The organism is Bacillus sp. JK74 (assembly GCF_053663395.1).
This window is the reverse complement of the sequence record NZ_JBSJQB010000001.1, coordinates 693,148-708,570: the sequence shown is the minus strand read 5'-3', so window position 1 is coordinate 708,570 and position 15,423 is coordinate 693,148. Positions and strand designations below refer to the sequence as shown.

The 15,423-nt window shown below is 49.8% G+C and carries 19 protein-coding genes; 17 read left to right on the top strand and 2 right to left on the bottom strand.

Annotated elements, in window-relative coordinates:
• The first annotated feature begins 22 nt into the window (after positions 1–22).
• Positions 23–298, top strand: a complete 276-nt coding sequence (locus tag ACWJJ5_RS03570; protein ID WP_046341456.1) for an LOG family protein — start codon at positions 23–25, stop codon at positions 296–298.
• 30 nt (positions 299–328) lie between these two features.
• Here ACWJJ5_RS03570 and ACWJJ5_RS03565 read toward each other — a convergent pair whose 3' ends face one another.
• Positions 329–1,141 (bottom strand): bifunctional hydroxymethylpyrimidine kinase/phosphomethylpyrimidine kinase, encoded by an 813-nt coding sequence (locus tag ACWJJ5_RS03565; protein WP_094247400.1) that lies wholly within the window; start codon positions 1,139–1,141, stop codon positions 329–331.
• 149 nt (positions 1,142–1,290) lie between these two features.
• Between ACWJJ5_RS03565 and ACWJJ5_RS03560 the strand changes: the two genes are divergently transcribed.
• The 8 genes from ACWJJ5_RS03560 to ACWJJ5_RS03525 all read left to right on the top strand — a co-directional run bounded on the left by ACWJJ5_RS03560 (position 1,291) and on the right by ACWJJ5_RS03525 (position 6,672).
• Positions 1,291–1,629, top strand: a complete 339-nt coding sequence (locus ACWJJ5_RS03560; RefSeq protein WP_003150960.1) for a PadR family transcriptional regulator — start codon at positions 1,291–1,293, stop codon at positions 1,627–1,629.
• Positions 1,622–2,257, top strand: a complete 636-nt coding sequence (locus ACWJJ5_RS03555) for a permease prefix domain 1-containing protein (protein WP_109567291.1) — start codon at positions 1,622–1,624, stop codon at positions 2,255–2,257. Before ACWJJ5_RS03560 ends, ACWJJ5_RS03555 begins: the two co-directional genes overlap by 8 nt.
• 44 nt (positions 2,258–2,301) lie before the next feature.
• Positions 2,302–2,829, top strand: a complete 528-nt coding sequence (locus tag ACWJJ5_RS03550; RefSeq protein WP_202331861.1) for a hypothetical protein — start codon at positions 2,302–2,304, stop codon at positions 2,827–2,829.
• Between the two features lie 84 nt (positions 2,830–2,913).
• Entirely contained in the window at positions 2,914–3,720 is an 807-nt protein-coding gene (locus tag ACWJJ5_RS03545; RefSeq protein WP_202331859.1) for a glycosyltransferase family 2 protein, read from the top strand.
• Between the two features lie 14 nt (positions 3,721–3,734).
• The gene (locus tag ACWJJ5_RS03540; RefSeq protein WP_173612936.1) at positions 3,735–4,418 is read left to right on the top strand and encodes a uracil-DNA glycosylase; all 684 of its coding nucleotides are present in this window, start codon (positions 3,735–3,737) and stop codon (positions 4,416–4,418) included.
• A 58-nt stretch (positions 4,419–4,476) separates the two neighbouring features.
• Positions 4,477–4,899, top strand: coding sequence for a YwdI family protein (locus ACWJJ5_RS03535; protein WP_015387535.1), 423 nt, complete (start codon positions 4,477–4,479; stop codon positions 4,897–4,899).
• 18 nt (positions 4,900–4,917) lie between these two features.
• Positions 4,918–6,237 (top strand): purine/pyrimidine permease, encoded by a 1,320-nt coding sequence (locus ACWJJ5_RS03530; RefSeq protein WP_003150968.1) that lies wholly within the window; start codon positions 4,918–4,920, stop codon positions 6,235–6,237.
• A 63-nt stretch (positions 6,238–6,300) separates the two neighbouring features.
• Entirely contained in the window at positions 6,301–6,672 is a 372-nt protein-coding gene (locus ACWJJ5_RS03525) for a DUF423 domain-containing protein (protein ID WP_003150969.1), read from the top strand.
• 45 nt (positions 6,673–6,717) lie between these two features.
• Here the strand turns inward: ACWJJ5_RS03525 and gerQ are convergent, their stop codons facing one another.
• Positions 6,718–7,263 (bottom strand): spore coat protein GerQ, encoded by a 546-nt coding sequence (gerQ, locus tag ACWJJ5_RS03520; RefSeq protein WP_003150971.1) that lies wholly within the window; start codon positions 7,261–7,263, stop codon positions 6,718–6,720.
• Between the two features lie 280 nt (positions 7,264–7,543).
• Between gerQ and ACWJJ5_RS03515 the strand changes: the two genes are divergently transcribed.
• From ACWJJ5_RS03515 to ACWJJ5_RS03480, 8 genes are read left to right on the top strand one after another with little or no spacing between them, the layout of a single operon-like run.
• The gene (locus ACWJJ5_RS03515) at positions 7,544–8,314 is read left to right on the top strand and encodes a glycosyltransferase family 2 protein (RefSeq protein WP_024085938.1); all 771 of its coding nucleotides are present in this window, start codon (positions 7,544–7,546) and stop codon (positions 8,312–8,314) included.
• A 4-nt stretch (positions 8,315–8,318) separates the two neighbouring features.
• The gene (locus ACWJJ5_RS03510) at positions 8,319–9,743 is read left to right on the top strand and encodes a capsular polysaccharide export protein, LipB/KpsS family (RefSeq protein WP_454022196.1); all 1,425 of its coding nucleotides are present in this window, start codon (positions 8,319–8,321) and stop codon (positions 9,741–9,743) included.
• Positions 9,744–9,764: 21 nt separating this feature from the next.
• Positions 9,765–10,934, top strand: a complete 1,170-nt coding sequence (locus tag ACWJJ5_RS03505; RefSeq protein ID WP_454022195.1) for a DegT/DnrJ/EryC1/StrS family aminotransferase — start codon at positions 9,765–9,767, stop codon at positions 10,932–10,934.
• A complete protein-coding gene (locus tag ACWJJ5_RS03500; RefSeq protein ID WP_173612939.1) occupies positions 10,935–11,798 on the top strand; it encodes a GNAT family N-acetyltransferase in 864 nt (287 codons plus the stop codon).
• Entirely contained in the window at positions 11,798–12,919 is a 1,122-nt protein-coding gene (locus ACWJJ5_RS03495; RefSeq protein WP_024085936.1) for an N-acetylneuraminate synthase family protein, read from the top strand. Before ACWJJ5_RS03500 ends, ACWJJ5_RS03495 begins: the two co-directional genes overlap by 1 nt.
• Entirely contained in the window at positions 12,912–13,652 is a 741-nt protein-coding gene (locus ACWJJ5_RS03490) for a cytidylyltransferase domain-containing protein (protein WP_172424430.1), read from the top strand. Before ACWJJ5_RS03495 ends, ACWJJ5_RS03490 begins: the two co-directional genes overlap by 8 nt.
• 1 nt (position 13,653) lies before the next feature.
• Positions 13,654–14,658 carry a PseG/SpsG family protein gene (locus tag ACWJJ5_RS03485; RefSeq protein WP_173612940.1) on the top strand — a complete coding sequence of 335 codons (1,005 nt, stop codon included), beginning with the start codon at positions 13,654–13,656 and terminating at the stop codon, positions 14,656–14,658.
• A 27-nt stretch (positions 14,659–14,685) separates the two neighbouring features.
• On the top strand, positions 14,686–15,423 hold the full coding sequence (locus ACWJJ5_RS03480) for a sugar phosphate nucleotidyltransferase (RefSeq protein WP_017418672.1): 738 nt from the start codon (positions 14,686–14,688) through the stop codon (positions 15,421–15,423).

The following is a 15,423-nucleotide window of genomic DNA, read 5'->3' as shown; positions in this document are numbered from 1 at the left end:
GCTATTCTTCAAACGAAAGCCTATGATTCCAGGAATAAAAGGAGTTGTTTTCTCAGTTTTGAAAAATCAGAAGATGACGCCGAAATGTTTACTTGTCAAAGCCGCAGAGCAAGTGGAAGATAAGCGGGAAGAATATAAAGAAGTATTGCTTCAGCTGAATCGCATGCTCAAGAGGGCTGAGCCGCACAATGAATGGAGTGATCGGCTGAGGCATACATATGAACAGATGAAGGAATATGCGCTGTTTGTGCAATCGATTGAGATGTTTTTGCGGTCATCCGCGAAAAAAATGAAATAATCCCCCTCGATCATGAGGGGGATATTTATTTTATTTTCCGCTAAGACGCATCGCCGAATGTTTAGTCGGTCCGATGTATTGGTTCAGCGGGAAAGATTCTTTGATTGCCGCAGTGATAAATTCTTTTGCCGCATAGATGGCTTCCTTCACTTCAGCGCCTTTGGCCAGTTCTGCCGTCACGGCGGCGGAGAATGTGCATCCGGCTCCGTGCGTGTAAGGCGTATCAATCATTTCGCTTTCTAATACTTCCGCGGTTTCTCCGTCATACAGCACGTCGATCGCTTTTTCATGTCTCAATTTGCCGCCGCCTGTAATCAATACATATTTCGCGCCGAGTTCGTGAATTTTCTTGGCCGCTTCTTTCATGTCTTCCACCGTTTTTAATTCATCCATACCGCTCAGCTGGCTTGCTTCAAACAGGTTTGGCGTGATGACGGTTGCCAGCGGCGCCAATTGGGTGCGAAGCGCTTCGGCATGCTCCGGATACAGCACTTCGTTCGCTCCTTTGCAGACCATGACAGGATCGATAACGACATTCTTCAGCTGTTTTTCTTTAATCGTTTTCGCCGCAAGCTCTATGATCTCCACGGTAGGGAGCATTCCCGTTTTCATGGCGTCTACGCCGATTCCGTCAACAATCGTCGCCAGCTGTGCGCGAATCGTATCGGCATCAATCGGAAATACTTGATGATCCCAGCTGTTCTCCGGGTCCATCGCTACGATCACGGTCAAAGCCGTCATTCCGTATACGTTTTTTTCTTGAAATGTTTTTAAATCGGCCTGAATTCCCGCGCCGCCGCTGGAATCAGAACCGGCAATAGTAAGTGCTTTGTGCATTGACATATCAATGGCCTCCATCAGTGTTTTATATCTCATTATAGTTAGATTTTCTCCCGATCACAATACGGAAGGCTTGGAGGAATGATTTGACAGCCGCGGGGGATGTGCGTACAATACCTACATAAGATTACTAGGTAAGGGTGAGAAAATAAATGCTCAACAGGGAGCTTGTAAAGGGAAGCACGGTCATTCTGGTGCTGACGCTGCTGAATGAACGGCCCATGTACGGGTATGAACTTGTGAAAGAAATGGAGAAAAGAAGCGGGAATGAACTGCAAATGAAGGAAGGCACGCTGTACCCATCGCTTCATAAGCTTGAACGCCAAAGCTATATTTCTTCTTACTGGGAAAAGCAGACCAAAGGGCCCGACCGAAAATATTACCGGATCACCGATGAAGGAAAAAACATTCTAGCCGAACGGACGAAGGAATGGAATCTGTTCTCCGCTCTGATGGACCGGATGCTGAAGCGGGGCGGGCAGAATGGATAAGGACCTTTATGTGCAGGAAATCAGAAAAGGGCTGGAAGGCAAGGCCGGAAGCCGTGAATTATTAAAGGAAATCGAAAGCCATATTCATCATGCCATTTGTGATCATCTGGAAAAAGGCAAAACCGAAAGCGAAGCGATGGAGCTTATTCTGCGGGAAGTGGGGACTCCGTCTGAGATTATCTCTGCTTTTCAAAAAGCTTCGGCGGTTCCCGCGCGGACTTTTATGCTCTTTTATCTGTTCTGCAACTGCGGTCTTTTTGTGATGGGGGCGATGATTACGATGATGCACGCGTGGAGGGTTCATCCCGCAGTTGACGCGCTGTGGAAAGGGATTTCCGTGTCAGTATGGCTGATTATGATCGGTTATGTGCTGTATTGGTTCCAAATCGGCTATCAAGCTGGCAAAGAGTTCGGGGCTGGCGGCAAAAAGCTTGCTGAGCGGACGGTATGGGCTTCAATGGTGCCGAATCTATGTTTTATGTTTGTCTTTTTGTTCAATCTGGTTCCGGCTGGGCTGTTTCCTTCGGCTGTGACACCGAGTTTTGCGGCAGTATGCGCCGTTGTGACGGTATGTTTTCCGTTTTGCGGCAAAATGGGTTTTTACGCAGGCAGGCAGAGACTTGCCTGATCTTTTTCACTATATACATAGGGAATCTATATAGGGGTGTTTATATGAGATTAGGTTCGTGGATGTACGGCGCGTGCGCCCAAATAGCCGTTACCATATTTACCGTCTGCGGCTTGGTTCTTGCCTTGCCCGTTGTGAGTTTTTTTATTATGGTTCTGAATGGGATGCAAGACGCTATTTTTGTTGTTTTCAGTATTTTGCTTCTTCTATTGTTTTATGCGCTGGGATGGATTTGGGCCGTTTCGTTTGCGCGTGAGTGGAAGGTGAAGCTTTTCGAGCTGCAGATCAGCTCGCTCATTCCGCTGGCGGGTATATTATACTTGTACATTGACAGCGGGGTGAGTATACCGGAACTGATTCATGATTGGCATGAGGATGGATGTGCGCTTGTCCCGCCGGCTTTTGTCTGCTTGTGCACATGCTATGCGATGGTGCTGGTGCCTGTTTATCAATCAAAACTTTGGAATGCCATGGAGGCGGGCAGACTTAATGCCAAGGCGGTATGCACTGTTTGGGGAGACCTTCTGATCATTCTGGTTTTGCTGGCGGGGATGACGTGGATTTGTTTCTGAATGGGCCGAAATCAAAAATCCCCCCTGATCTCTCCGCCGCTTTATGTTTTAATAGAACATGAGAAAAAGCAGAAGGAGCGGGTCATGAATATATCAATTGTCATAGTCACGTATAATCGGATTCCGGCTTTGTGTGAACTGCTGGAGTCGATTTCCAGGCAGACCATTAAGCCTTATGAAGTCATCATCGTAAATGATGCCGGGGAATCGGTCGAACAAGCGAAGCAGCTGTACAGCGATCTGCCGATTCAGATTATTGATTTAGAACAGAATGCCGGACATGTGGAAGCGCGGAACGCAGGTGTGAAAAAAGCGTCGGGTGATTACATCATGCTGTGCGATGATGATGATTTCATTACGCCGGGCCATTTGAAAAGAATGGCGGCTGCACTTGCTGATGCGGATTTTGTCCATTCTGACGCGGAAATTGTGTCATTTGAAGAACGGGGCGGCACGAGATACCCGGTGTCACGAAAGCCATTCGCCTATACGGCGGATTATGCGGATATGCGGGTATTTTCCACGTACGTTCCGTCAGGCAGCATGTACAGACGTTCTCTGCATGACACGTTAGGGTATTTTGATCCGGATGTCCATAATTATTGGGACTGGGACTTTTATTTGCGCGCCGCGAAACAGCACCGTGTGAAGCGTGTGCCTTGCGCGAGCGTCATATATGCGTTTTTTGAGGGAGGCGGCAATCAGTCCGCGGATCTCGGCGGCAAACGGAAGCGGTACTTAGACCGGTTAAGCGAAAAGCACGGGCTTGGGGAGCTCCCGACGAAAAACTTCGCGGTTCTTCTTGAAGAGCCGGACATGAAGAGGCGGGAGGCGCCGACTGACATTGTGTGGGACGGAAAGCCCGTCCATTCAAGACTGCACAGTTCATAAGGGGGACGGACAGTTTGAAACAGCTTTTAAAAGACAGCTGGTGGAATCAGCTGAAAGATGAATTTGACAAACCGTATTATCAAGAGCTGAGACAGATGCTGAAACAAGAATACAGCAGCCAAACGATTTATCCTGACAGCCATGATATTTTTAACGCCTTGCATTATACGCCCTATGAGGATGTAAAAGCGGTCATTCTCGGACAGGACCCGTATCATGGCCCAGGACAGGCGCACGGGCTTAGTTTTTCCGTTCAGCCCGGGGTCAGACAGCCGCCGTCTTTGAAAAATATTTTCATAGAGCTTCAGGACGATATCGGCTGCTCCGTACCGAACCACGGATCGCTCGTCAGCTGGGCGAAGCAGGGAGTGCTTTTGTTAAACACAGTGCTTACGGTTCGCCGCGGTCAGGCCAATTCCCATAAAGGCAAGGGATGGGAGCGGCTCACTGACCGCATCATTGATGTGGTGAATGAAAGAGAGAAGCCGATTGTCTTTATCCTGTGGGGGCGTCACGCGCAGATGAAAAAAGAGCGCATTGACACATCGAAACACATTATTATTGAATCGACTCATCCGAGCCCGTTTTCGGCAAGGAACGGTTTTTTCGGGAGCAGACCGTTTTCCCGTACAAACGCCGCCCTTGAAAAAATGGGGGAGCAGCCGATCGATTGGTGCATCCCCGACCTGCCGCAATAAACGGTTTTTTGAGGCGCTTCCGCCCGGCGGAAGCGTCTTTTTTGATGTTCCGGGCGGTATGCCGTCAGAAAAAATAACAAACTCAATTCTGCGATTCGCTCAGAAATTTGATAAAATGCAGGAAGAAGACAAATTACTGCTGGAGGATTTACTCATGAACATACATATTTCTGCTTTGATTCAGAAGATGGAAGAAGAACTGAGGCAGGCGAAAACGGCGACCCGCACCGAGGAGGTCAAAATGCACGCGGCCGCCATCCGCTCTCTGTGTGATGTCGTGCTCGGCACTCAGACGCACACCGCTCCGGCGCCTGTGCAGAATCCGATTCCGAAAGCGGCGCCGAAACCTTCCGCGTCTCCTTCGACAGACCCGCTGCTGCTTGAAAAAATGATGGGCAGCGCCGGGCTGAACCAATATCAGAAAAAAGCGAAAGACGAACGTGAGGAAGACGGAAACGGGGATTCCATTTTCGATTTTTAACAGGAGAGGTTGATTGACTTGAAACTGATACTCGGGGGTTTGCAATGGACGGCATTTATGATTGCGGCTGCGATTGTAGTTCCTGTCGCCATCGCACAATCATTTCACTTGAACCATGCCGATTCTGCCGCATTGATTCAGAGCACATTTTTTGTGCTTGGCGTCGCTGCGGTCATCCAATGTCTCCAGGGACATCGTCTGCCGATTAATGAAAGCCCGGCAGGCTTATGGTGGGGCGTATACACGATTTACGGCGGACTGACGGGCACGGTGTTTGCGACATTCGGCGAGACGCTGCGGGCGCTGCAGGGGGCGCTGTTATTAAGCGCTGTCTTTTTCTTTTTGTTCAGCCTTTTTAAAGTGATTGAACGGCTGGCCGTGCTGTTTACGCCGGTTGTGACCGGTGTGTATCTGCTGCTGTTGGTCATGCAGCTGAGTCAGCCGATTGTGAAAGGCCTTTTGGGCATCGGCTATTTAAAAAACAGCGTCGACGGCCTTGTATTCGGGCTCGCCATGGTTGTGACGGCGGCGATGTTCATCATGTCCCGATCGAATGTTACGTTCTTAAGACAGTATGCGATTCTCCTTTCGCTTGCCGGCGGATGGATCTTATTCGCCGTCTTCGGCGCTGCCAAACCGATTCAAATACCGGATCGCGTGATTCAGCTGCCGGTTCTTTTTCCGTTTGGAAAACCCGTGTTTGACAGCGGCTTGATCATTACGTCACTCTTCATTACCGTGCTTTTGATTGTCAACATGCTCGCGAGCATCCGGGTTGTAGAAGCGGCGGTGAAAAAATTCGGCGGCACCGTTGGGAAACGGCGTGAGCGTCCGGCAGGGTTTGCGGCTTCGATCAGCCACCTTTTGAGCGGGCTGTCAGGGGGCATTGCGCCTGTGCCGATTTCAGGGGCGGCCGGTTTTATTGAGACGACGAAGCTTCCTTCGAAAAAGCCGTTTCTTTTGGGAAGTGTATTTGTCATGATCATCAGTATGATCCCGCTATTTATGAATGCGTTTGCGAGTCTGCCCTCACCGGTCGGCTTTGCGGTAAACTTCGTCGTTTTCTCCACGATGGCGGGTCTTGCCTTTACAGAGTTTGACTCTTATGAGAAAGCGGAGCAAAAACGAATCCGCTCCATTATCGGTCTGGCGCTCCTCACGGGGGTCGGCGTAATGTTTGTGCCGGAGAGCGCGTTATCAGGGATGCATCCGATCCTGATTTCGCTCTTAAGCAACGGCCTTGTGCTCGGGACGCTGCTGGCGATAGCGATTGACCGAATCCAGCTTATCAAAAAGAAAAAATCCGACAATCTCGTGTCATCGGATGACGGACGTTGAATTTTGCCGATGTTGGGTTATGATTGAATTGGAAACTTTAACGAAAAGGCGGGAGAAAAATAGATGAAAGTGTTTATTATTCTTGGTGCGATTAACGCTTTATTGGCCGTGGCGCTGGGCGCTTTCGGCGCGCATGGGCTTGAAGGGAAAATCCCCGATAAATATTTGCAGGTGTGGCACACAGGCGTGCAATATCATATGTATCACGCGCTCGGTCTTCTGGCTGTCGCGTTTTTGGCTGAAAAGCTCTCTGGCGCAGGCAGTGTTTCTGTTGCGGGCTGGCTGATGTTTGCGGGCATCGTTCTGTTTTCAGGAAGCCTGTACGTATTGAGCGTGACGCAGATTTCCATTCTCGGCGCGATTACACCGCTCGGCGGCGTGGCGTTTATCATCTCTTGGATTATGATTATCGTCGCAGCCGTCAAATATTTATAAAGAAAAAAGCCAATCCTCTGTCAAGTGAGCGATTGGCTTTTTGATTTATCTCGGAGAATAAGAAGACATGGAGTACGGATAAGTATAAGCGATTTCCTCATCAAACGTGATGTAATCAAGGTAAATGGTCAGAAGCAGATAGCGGGTGCCCGTTTTCGGATCGCTGATGATGATATGGTCACGTCCCGCCGCCTCAATCACACCGCGGAAAATCTTTGAATTCCATTCTTTGCTGTTTTCAAATGTCATATAAATCGTCGCCGTTTTGCCCCGGTTCAACCGCAGAATATTTTCAATGTATGACTCTTCAATCGGCAGCATGCCGGGAACGTTTTGTGACGATGATGGACCTGACGGGATTTGAAAGCTGCCGCCGCCCTGCTGCTGCGGCTGGCCGGGGAACCCCCCGCCGAAGCCCTGCTGGCCTTGCTGCATCGGCATTGTCATTTGCTGCTGCATCGGCATCATTTGTGATCCTTGGCCCTGAGGCTGCGGATAAGGATTAGGCCCGAGCTGCGGCTGGAATCCTTGCATATCCATTCCCATCCCCATCCCCTGCATTTGCTGATATTGATTCTTTTTCGGTTTCATATTGTTCCTCCTTTGATGAAAACCTCTTGATGCTGAAACCTCCTGACAAGTATCAGACAGCCGACAGAGCGGCTGCTGTTTTTATCTATTCCACCATATGAGCCCAAAGAAAGATTTATGCGAAAAAAGAAAATACGATCCAATGTTTCCGGACATCAGAGCCGGCTTTTTTTGTGCGCGCAATGCTGACTTTTCACATAATAGTCTGTATTCCTAGCGCATCTTCCGCATAAGGAACATATGATAGCGGTAGTTTCAGGTGCGAAAAGGGGGTGACGAGTTGCCTAAAGTGTCAGTGATCATGACGAGCTATAACAAAAGTGACTATGTGGCCCGCTCTATTAAAAGTATTCTGTCTCAGACGTTTACAGACTTTGAACTGTTCATTATGGATGACAACTCAAATGAAGAGACATTGGCGGAAATACGTCCTTTTCTCACGGATGACCGCGTCCGGTTTTATCAAAGCGATGTATCGGGCGTCAAAGAAAGAACGGAAAAAACACGCTACGCCGCTTTGATTAATCAGGCAATAGAAATGGCGGAGGGCGAGTACGTGACGTATGCGACCGACGACAACACGTATGTGCCGGAACGGCTTGAGAAAATGGTGAAAGAGCTTGATGAAGACCCGGAAAAAGCCGTCGTGTATTCAAGTTCCAAAACCTATCATCTGAATCAGCGGAAAGAGACGGTGAAGGAGACGGCCAGGCCCGCCGAACGGATCGTGTGGAACGCGCCGTGCGCCATTGACCATTGTTCGGTCATGCACCGGTTTTCCGTGCTGGAACAGGTCAAATCGGCATTCGGTTCCTATTGGGATGAAAGCCCCGCGTTTTACCGTATCGGTGACGCCCGTTTTTTCTGGAGAGTGAATCATTTTTATCCGTTTTACCCGATTTCTGAGGAGCTTGATATCAATTATATTACCGATCAATCCATCCATTATCAGCTTTTCGCGGCGGAGAAAAACGAGTTTGTGAACAGCCTTCCGCAGCAGACCACGTGCCGGGAGCTGAGGGAATCATTAAAAAAGCTTGGAAAGGGGTGAGGGCTTGTCGGCATACTTAGCGAATTATTGGGTGCTGTACCGGCAGTATATTGACCTTTTTCAGTCACTTCGCTACAAAGACATCCCGCTCGCATTGATCAGTAATTTTTATCAATATATCAGTCCGGCGCTTCGGGAGAGCATGGAGCAGAACCCAGAGCTTTTCGGTCCGGCGGATCAGCATATTCCTGAAGCCGGTATTCAGCCTTATTATGATCAAAAAAGGCAAAACATTAAGAAAACAGATGAGAAACCGGTAAACGGAAAAGTCATTCTGCATTTCGATCATCTTCGGTTCACCGAGGGAAATTACCGGCAGTTTGATCCGGCAAAAACAGCGGTACTGGCCAGATGGAGTCTGCCTGACCATCATGGGCTGCCCGTTATCTGCAAATTGGAGCTGACGGAAATGGGACAAAAAGGGAACCCCGTCCCTTATATTGAAAAAGCCCATTCCATTTTGAAAGAGCTTCACAGCCATCCCGCTTTCGGAAACAGAGAATTTCAGGAACGTTTGTATAAAGACATCCCGTTATTTATTGAAGCGATTGACGCCGTTGATATTTTGTTTACGGCCGAGAAGATTTCCGCCGTTGTAGTCGGCACGACGGAGGATATTTACAGCCGTGTGCTGGCGCTGATGTCCGCGAAAAAAAACGCCGTCAGCATCTGTCTGCAGCACGGAGCGCTCATGGGAGATGAAGCGTTTCTGCCCGTATTTACGGACTATCAGGCCGTATTCGGGGCTTATGAAGCGGAGTGGTATAAAGCAAAAGGCTGCAGGGAGGAACAAATCATCATCACGGGGCATCCCCGTTTCGACGAGATTTTCTCAAGAGAGCCGATAGATCGGGACATGTTTTACCGCAAACTTTCTTTTCTCCCGTCACAGCGGACGGTGCTGATCGCCACGCAGCCGTTTTCTGATGAATTTTATACGGGAGTGCTTGAAGAGCTTGCCGGCCAAAAGAACATGCAGCTCATTATTAAACCGCATCCGTGGGAAATCGGCAAAAACAAGCTGGATGCTTACAATCAGGTGCTGCGGAAATATAAAGCAGGCAAAATCATCAAAAAAGAGATGGAGCTGTATGATATTCTCCCGTATGTTGACGCTGCGGTGACACAGACATCAACGGTCGGTCTTGAAGCGATGCTGTTTCAAAAGCCCGTGCTGATCGGAAAATCAGCGGGAACCCGCCGATACCCTTATTATCATTCACTTGGAGAATTTGTCTTTGAGAACCCGCAGGCACTCGCTCAGGAATTAATCCGGATATGCGAAAGCCCCGCAGCATATCAAAAAGCGGAACAGGCGCGCCGTGCTTTTGTCGCCGCGAACTACCCGGTACAGGATTCGCTTGCCGCTTTATGCCAAGTGCTTCAGGAAAAAACCGGAGTCAGCTTCAGACGGGTTGACCCTTCATAAAAAAGATAGGAGCGCAAAAAAATGGTGCAAAAAAGATCAGCTTTTCTTCCCTATTCATTGCCCATGATCGGGAAGGACGAAATTCAGGAGGTTATTGATACGCTGGAATCGGGCTGGCTTTCAAAGGGACCGAAAGTAGAGGCGTTTGAAAAAGCCTTTGCCGCCTGGACGGGGGCAAAGCACGCGATCGCGCTGAACTCATGTACCGCCGCTTTGTTTTTGGCCCTGAAAGCGAAAGGGATCGGTCCCGGTGACGAGGTCATCACGTCTGCCGTGACGTTCAGTTCAACAGCCAATACAATCGTGCACACAGGCGCCGTTCCGGTGTTTGCTGACATCGATCCGCTTACGCTGAATGCAGACTCTGAAAAAATTGAGGCGGCCGTCACCCCGCGGACAAAAGCGATTGTACCCGTTCATTTCGCCGGCCAGTCGTGTGATATGGATCAGATTCTGGCCATTGCCGAAAAGCATCAGTTATTTGTCTTAGAGGATGCCGCACATGCCGTGTATACCACTTATAAACAGAAAATGATCGGATCAATCGGTGATGCGACAGCATTCAGCTTCTACGCGACAAAAAACCTGGCAACCGGTGAAGGCGGCATGCTGACGACGGACGATGACGGGCTTGCCGATCAGATCAGGGTGCTCAGCCTTCACGGCATGAGCAAAGGCGCGTGGAACCGCTATTCTTCAAACGGAAGCTGGTACTACGAGGTCGAAACGCCCGGCTATAAAATGAATATGTTTGATCTTCAGGCAGCGCTTGGGCTTCATCAGCTGAAACGGATTGACAGCATGCAGCAAAGAAGGGCTGACATTGCAAGCCGCTACCAGGACGCCTTCAGACACATGAAAGGGCTGACCATCCCGCATGTCAGTAATGACGGGCGGCATGCATGGCATCTGTATGTTCTTCAAATAGAGGAGCAGGAGGCCGGGATCAGCCGGAACGATCTGATTTCCGCTTTGAAAGACCAATATAATATCGGCACAAGTGTGCATTTTATTCCGGTTCCGTTCCATCCGTATTATCAAAAAACGTACGGATATAAGGAAACTGATTTTCCGGCCGCGGCCGCGTATTATCACCGCACCGTATCACTCCCTCTTTATCCGTCAATGACAGATGATGACGTTGAATACGTCATTGCAGCCGTTACGGATATCGTCAAAGGGGCTGATTAGGTGTACAGACTGAGGGAAAATCTTGCGCAGGACATGATTCATGCCTTCCTGCATCAGAAGGGCATTCATCCGGAAGCCTATGAATCGTCGCTCTGTTTATTGGAAGAAAACAGCCTTCAAGGCGTGATTTTATATGAAAACTCTTCGTGGGAAAGTCAATTGTTCCGAAAAAATATCATCAATGTGAAGCTTGCAGCCGCAAACAGCACCGGACAGCTCAAAAGGCTGTTTCAGGAATTTTACGCGGCAAGGCGGGCGGACGGCACTGATTTTATATTTATTAAAATACCGGCTGAAGATATCGGCGCGATGCAGGTCGTGCAGCAGCTTCCGAACGCTTATTTTGTAGGGAGTCTTCTCAAGCTCGTCAGTCCGGTGCGTGTATATAACAGCACGCCGCCGTTTGAGATTACAGAAGCCGGACCCGGTGACACGGAAGCGATCAGCCGGCTGGCCCGCGACGCCTTTACAAAAAGCAGGTATTATCAAGACCCCCATCTCAGCTATGAAAGTGCAAACCGCCTGTTTGAAGAGTGGGCGCGGAATAACGCGGAAGGAAGAGCTTCGTTACAATTCCTCGCCAAATATAAGGGAGAGACCGCGGGCTTTGTTCAGGGGCTGTCTAAAGGCGATGAATTCGTCCTTGATCTGATGGCGGTAAAGCCGGGCTTTGAAGGAAAAGGAGCGGGATACCATTTAGCGGCGCACGTGATTGAACAATCATTGCGTTTTCAGCATAAGACTGTATCAGCGGGAACGCAGCTCCACAATGTAAGAGCCATCCGCCTGTATGAAAGAATGGGATTTAAAGCGGATGCGTCCTATTATTACTATCATGTGTGGCCCGGGAAGGAGGCGGACTGATGGCATCATGCAAAATCGGAACGAAGTCAATCGGCGAAGGTTCGCCCGTATTCATCATCGCCGAAGCCGGAATTAATCATGACGGAAAACTGAGCCAGGCGTTTGAATTGATAGATGCGGCCAGTGAGGCCGGCGCGGACGCGGTCAAGTTCCAAATGTTTCAGGCTGACAAAATGTATCAGAAAGACCCCGGCTTATACAAAACCGCTGCGGGAAAAAACGTCTCTATTTTTTCTTTGGTGCAATCAATGGAAATGCCCGCTGAGTGGATCGAACCGCTGCTTGAATATTGTAAGAAAAAAGGCGTGCTGTTTTTAAGCACGGTATGTGACGAAGGCTCTGCCGACTTACTGTATGCGACTTCCCCTTCAGCTTTTAAAATCGCCTCCTACGAGCTGAACCATCTGCCGTTATTGAAATATGTCGCGGGGCTGAAGACCCCGATTATTTTTTCCACCGCGGGCGCTGATATTTCAGATATTCAGGAGGCTTATCAAACCATTACCGGCGAGGGGAACAAAGAAATTGCGATCATGCATTGTGTGGCGAAATATCCCGCGCCGCCTGAATACAGCAATCTGAGCGTCATTCCCATGCTTGCCGCCGCATTCCCGGATGCAGTGATCGGTTTCTCCGATCACAGCGCCCATCCGTATGATGTGCCGTGCGCGGCTGTCAGGCTCGGAGCGAAACTGATTGAAAAGCATTTTACGATCGATAAAAACCTGCCCGGTGCTGATCACTCCTTCGCCCTCAATCCGGATGAATTAAAAGAAATGGTTGCGGCGATCCGCTCAGTTGAAGCGGAGCTGCGGCAGGGGCATCACGCTCCGGTGCCGGAAGTGCTGTCGGGAAGTTCCCATAAAACGACGACACCGATTGAAGGGGATATCAGAAGGTTCGCTTACAGAGGCATTTTTTCAACAGCGCCGATTCAAAAAGGCGAATGTTTTACGGCGGAAAACCTTGCCGTCCTTCGTCCCGGCCAAAAACCGCAGGGGCTTCACCCGAGATATTTTGAGCTTTTAACTGACGGCGCGCGTGCGGTCAGGGATATCCCCGCCGACACGGGCATCACTTGGGATGACCTTTTGACGAAAGGCAGCCCATATGATGACTGACATTTTGTTTATCATTCAGGCGCGGATGGGAAGCGGGCGTCTTCCCGGCAAAGTGCTGAAACCGATCGGCGGGTATACGATCCTCGATATGATTGTCAAAAGGGTTCGGCAAAGCGCGTTTTACGATCAATCACGGGATAATCTGATCGTCGCCGTGTCTGACAGCAAGACCGACGACATTCTGTCTGCGCACTGCCTCAGCAACCGCTACCGTGTGCACCGCGGCAGCGAACAGCGTGTGCTTGACCGGTTTGCACAAGTCATCGAACAAGTAAAACCGGACATCGCAGTCAGACTGACGGGGGATAACCCGTTTGTCGACCCTTCGCTGCTTGATTTTCTGATTCAATCGCATTTAGATCAGCACGCAGACTACACGTATATCTGCGGTACACCGCTCGGGATCGGCGGCGAGGCGGTGAACGCGCGCCTTTTAACGGAGATCAATGCGGACAAAACGCTGGCGGACAAATATCAGGAGCATGTCACCCTTTTGATAAGAGAATCTCCTGAGAGGTACCGGCTTCTCTTTCCTGAGCCCCCGCAGGAACTCCGGGCTCCTCACTTGCGGATGACCGTCGATACAGAAGAGGACTACAGGCTGGCCCGCGAGCTGTACGTAAAAGCGGGCTCGCGTCCTGATATTCCGGCAAAAGAATTGATCCATCTGCTGAATCGTGATCCGGAGCTCAGGGCTATTAATCAAATGATCCGGCAAAAAGAGGCTGATTAGCATGCGGGTTTTGATTTTCGCGGACGGGGGCCGTGACATCGGCATGGGGCACGCGGTCCGGATGAAGCTGCTTGCCGGTGCCATTAAGAACAATTGCTCAATAACGTTCTACACAAATAAAGAGGCTTCTTCTTATCTGTCATCTGATCAATGGGAAGTGATCATCAAGCCTGACAAGGGACAGAAGGAATTTATTGTCCGGGAAATAAACAGGCGGGCTCCCGACCTTCTCATATTCGATCTGCTCGATATGCCGTGTGACTGGCTGGAGGAAATCAAAAAGCATTCATCGGCTCGTATCGTCTTATTTGAAGAAAAGAGGGAACGTGTCATTCATTTAGGCGATGCCGTTATAAACGGCATTTACGGCGGGCTGAAAAGCCGGACGGTTCAAATGGGCAGCGCCGCGGTATATGAAGGCCCGGATTATATGATTCTTCATCCGGGTTTTGAAAAAGCCAAACAGCTTTATCAGCTGAATAAAGAATGCCGGACCATATTGGTCTCTTTAGGAGGAAGCGACCCGAAGAAGCTTGTCTTTAAAGTGATGGAAGCATGCCGCCGCATCCCCGGCATTCAGCGGAAACGAGTGATCATCGTCATGGGCGGCGCCGCGCCTCATGCTGATGACGTGCGCGCGTTGATCACACAAATGCCTTATGCCGAGATGGTAAGGCAGACAAATGACATGGCCGCGCTTCTCACGAGAGCTGATATGGCCGTCGTGTCCGGCGGGATCACTTTATATGAGACCATTTGTACAGGTGTGCCCTGCATCGTACTTTCTCAAGTGGAGCATCAAACTGAGACGGCTGAAAAATTCGCCGCACGGGGCGCCGCCGTTCATCTCGGCCTGGGAGAACACACCGCGGCGGACGTGCTCGCTCGGCATATGTCTGAGCTGGCCGCTGATTATCCGATGCGGACCGGACTTCATCAAAACGGAAAGCCGCTGGTTGACGGCAGGGGCATTAAACGGGCGGCGGCGATTCTTTATGATTTGTGATAAAACCACACGTAAGGAAGTGTTCATGTGAAAGGTGTTATCTTAGCCGGAGGCACCGGCTCACGCCTTATGCCGCTGACAAAAGCGGTCAATAAGCATTTACTCCCTGTCGGTCCATATCCGATGATTTACTGGTCGATCATGAAGCTGGAAGAAGCGGGGATTACGGATATCTTGCTGATTACGCAAAAAGAATATATTCCGCAATTTCATAAACTTCTCGAAACCGGAGAAGAGCTCGGCGTCTCAATCACATATCAGGTTCAGCCAGCCGCATCCGGCATTTCCGACGGTTTATCATACGCAAAGCGGTTTACCGGGCGCGATCCGTTCGTTCTGCTTTTGGGAGATAATATTTTTGAAGATTCATTAAAACCTTATACGGAGCGTTTCGCAAAGCAGGGAAAAGGAGCGAAAGTGCTGCTGAAAGAAGTTGACGATCCGGAGCGCTTCGGCATCGCCGAGATTGATGAGGAAAACAAACGGATCAAGTCGATCATTGAAAAGCCGGTGCAGCCGCCGACCAGACTATGCGTCACGGGGATCTACATGTACGACGCAGAAGTGTTTTCTTATATTGAACAAATTTCTCCTTCAAAACGCGGCGAACTGGAAATTACGGATGTCAATAATTTATACATTGAACACAGTGAGCTGACGTATGATGTGTTAACGGGCTGGTGGGTGGATGCGGGCACGCATGAATCGCTCTATCTCGCCGGAAGCCTGGCGCATCAGGCATTACAGAAAGGACAGGAGCATTAA

What these genes read in the sequence shown, in the direction of transcription:
- ACWJJ5_RS03570 (WP_046341456.1), top strand. Translation starts at nt 23, where the DNA reads ATGATTCCAGGAATAAAAGGAGTTGTTTTCTCAGTTTTGAAAAATCAG.
- ACWJJ5_RS03565 (WP_094247400.1), bottom strand. Translation starts at nt 1,141, where the DNA reads ATGTCAATGCACAAAGCACTTACTATTGCCGGTTCTGATTCCAGCGGC.
- ACWJJ5_RS03560 (WP_003150960.1), top strand. Translation starts at nt 1,291, where the DNA reads ATGCTCAACAGGGAGCTTGTAAAGGGAAGCACGGTCATTCTGGTGCTG.
- ACWJJ5_RS03555 (WP_109567291.1), top strand. Translation starts at nt 1,622, where the DNA reads ATGGATAAGGACCTTTATGTGCAGGAAATCAGAAAAGGGCTGGAAGGC.
- ACWJJ5_RS03550 (WP_202331861.1), top strand. Translation starts at nt 2,302, where the DNA reads ATGAGATTAGGTTCGTGGATGTACGGCGCGTGCGCCCAAATAGCCGTT.
- ACWJJ5_RS03545 (WP_202331859.1), top strand. Translation starts at nt 2,914, where the DNA reads ATGAATATATCAATTGTCATAGTCACGTATAATCGGATTCCGGCTTTG.
- ACWJJ5_RS03535 (WP_015387535.1), top strand. Translation starts at nt 4,477, where the DNA reads ATGCCGTCAGAAAAAATAACAAACTCAATTCTGCGATTCGCTCAGAAA.
- ACWJJ5_RS03525 (WP_003150969.1), top strand. Translation starts at nt 6,301, where the DNA reads ATGAAAGTGTTTATTATTCTTGGTGCGATTAACGCTTTATTGGCCGTG.
- gerQ (WP_003150971.1), bottom strand. Translation starts at nt 7,263, where the DNA reads ATGAAACCGAAAAAGAATCAATATCAGCAAATGCAGGGGATGGGGATG.
- ACWJJ5_RS03505 (WP_454022195.1), top strand. Translation starts at nt 9,765, where the DNA reads ATGGTGCAAAAAAGATCAGCTTTTCTTCCCTATTCATTGCCCATGATC.
- ACWJJ5_RS03495 (WP_024085936.1), top strand. Translation starts at nt 11,798, where the DNA reads ATGGCATCATGCAAAATCGGAACGAAGTCAATCGGCGAAGGTTCGCCC.
- ACWJJ5_RS03490 (WP_172424430.1), top strand. Translation starts at nt 12,912, where the DNA reads ATGACTGACATTTTGTTTATCATTCAGGCGCGGATGGGAAGCGGGCGT.
- ACWJJ5_RS03485 (WP_173612940.1), top strand. Translation starts at nt 13,654, where the DNA reads ATGCGGGTTTTGATTTTCGCGGACGGGGGCCGTGACATCGGCATGGGG.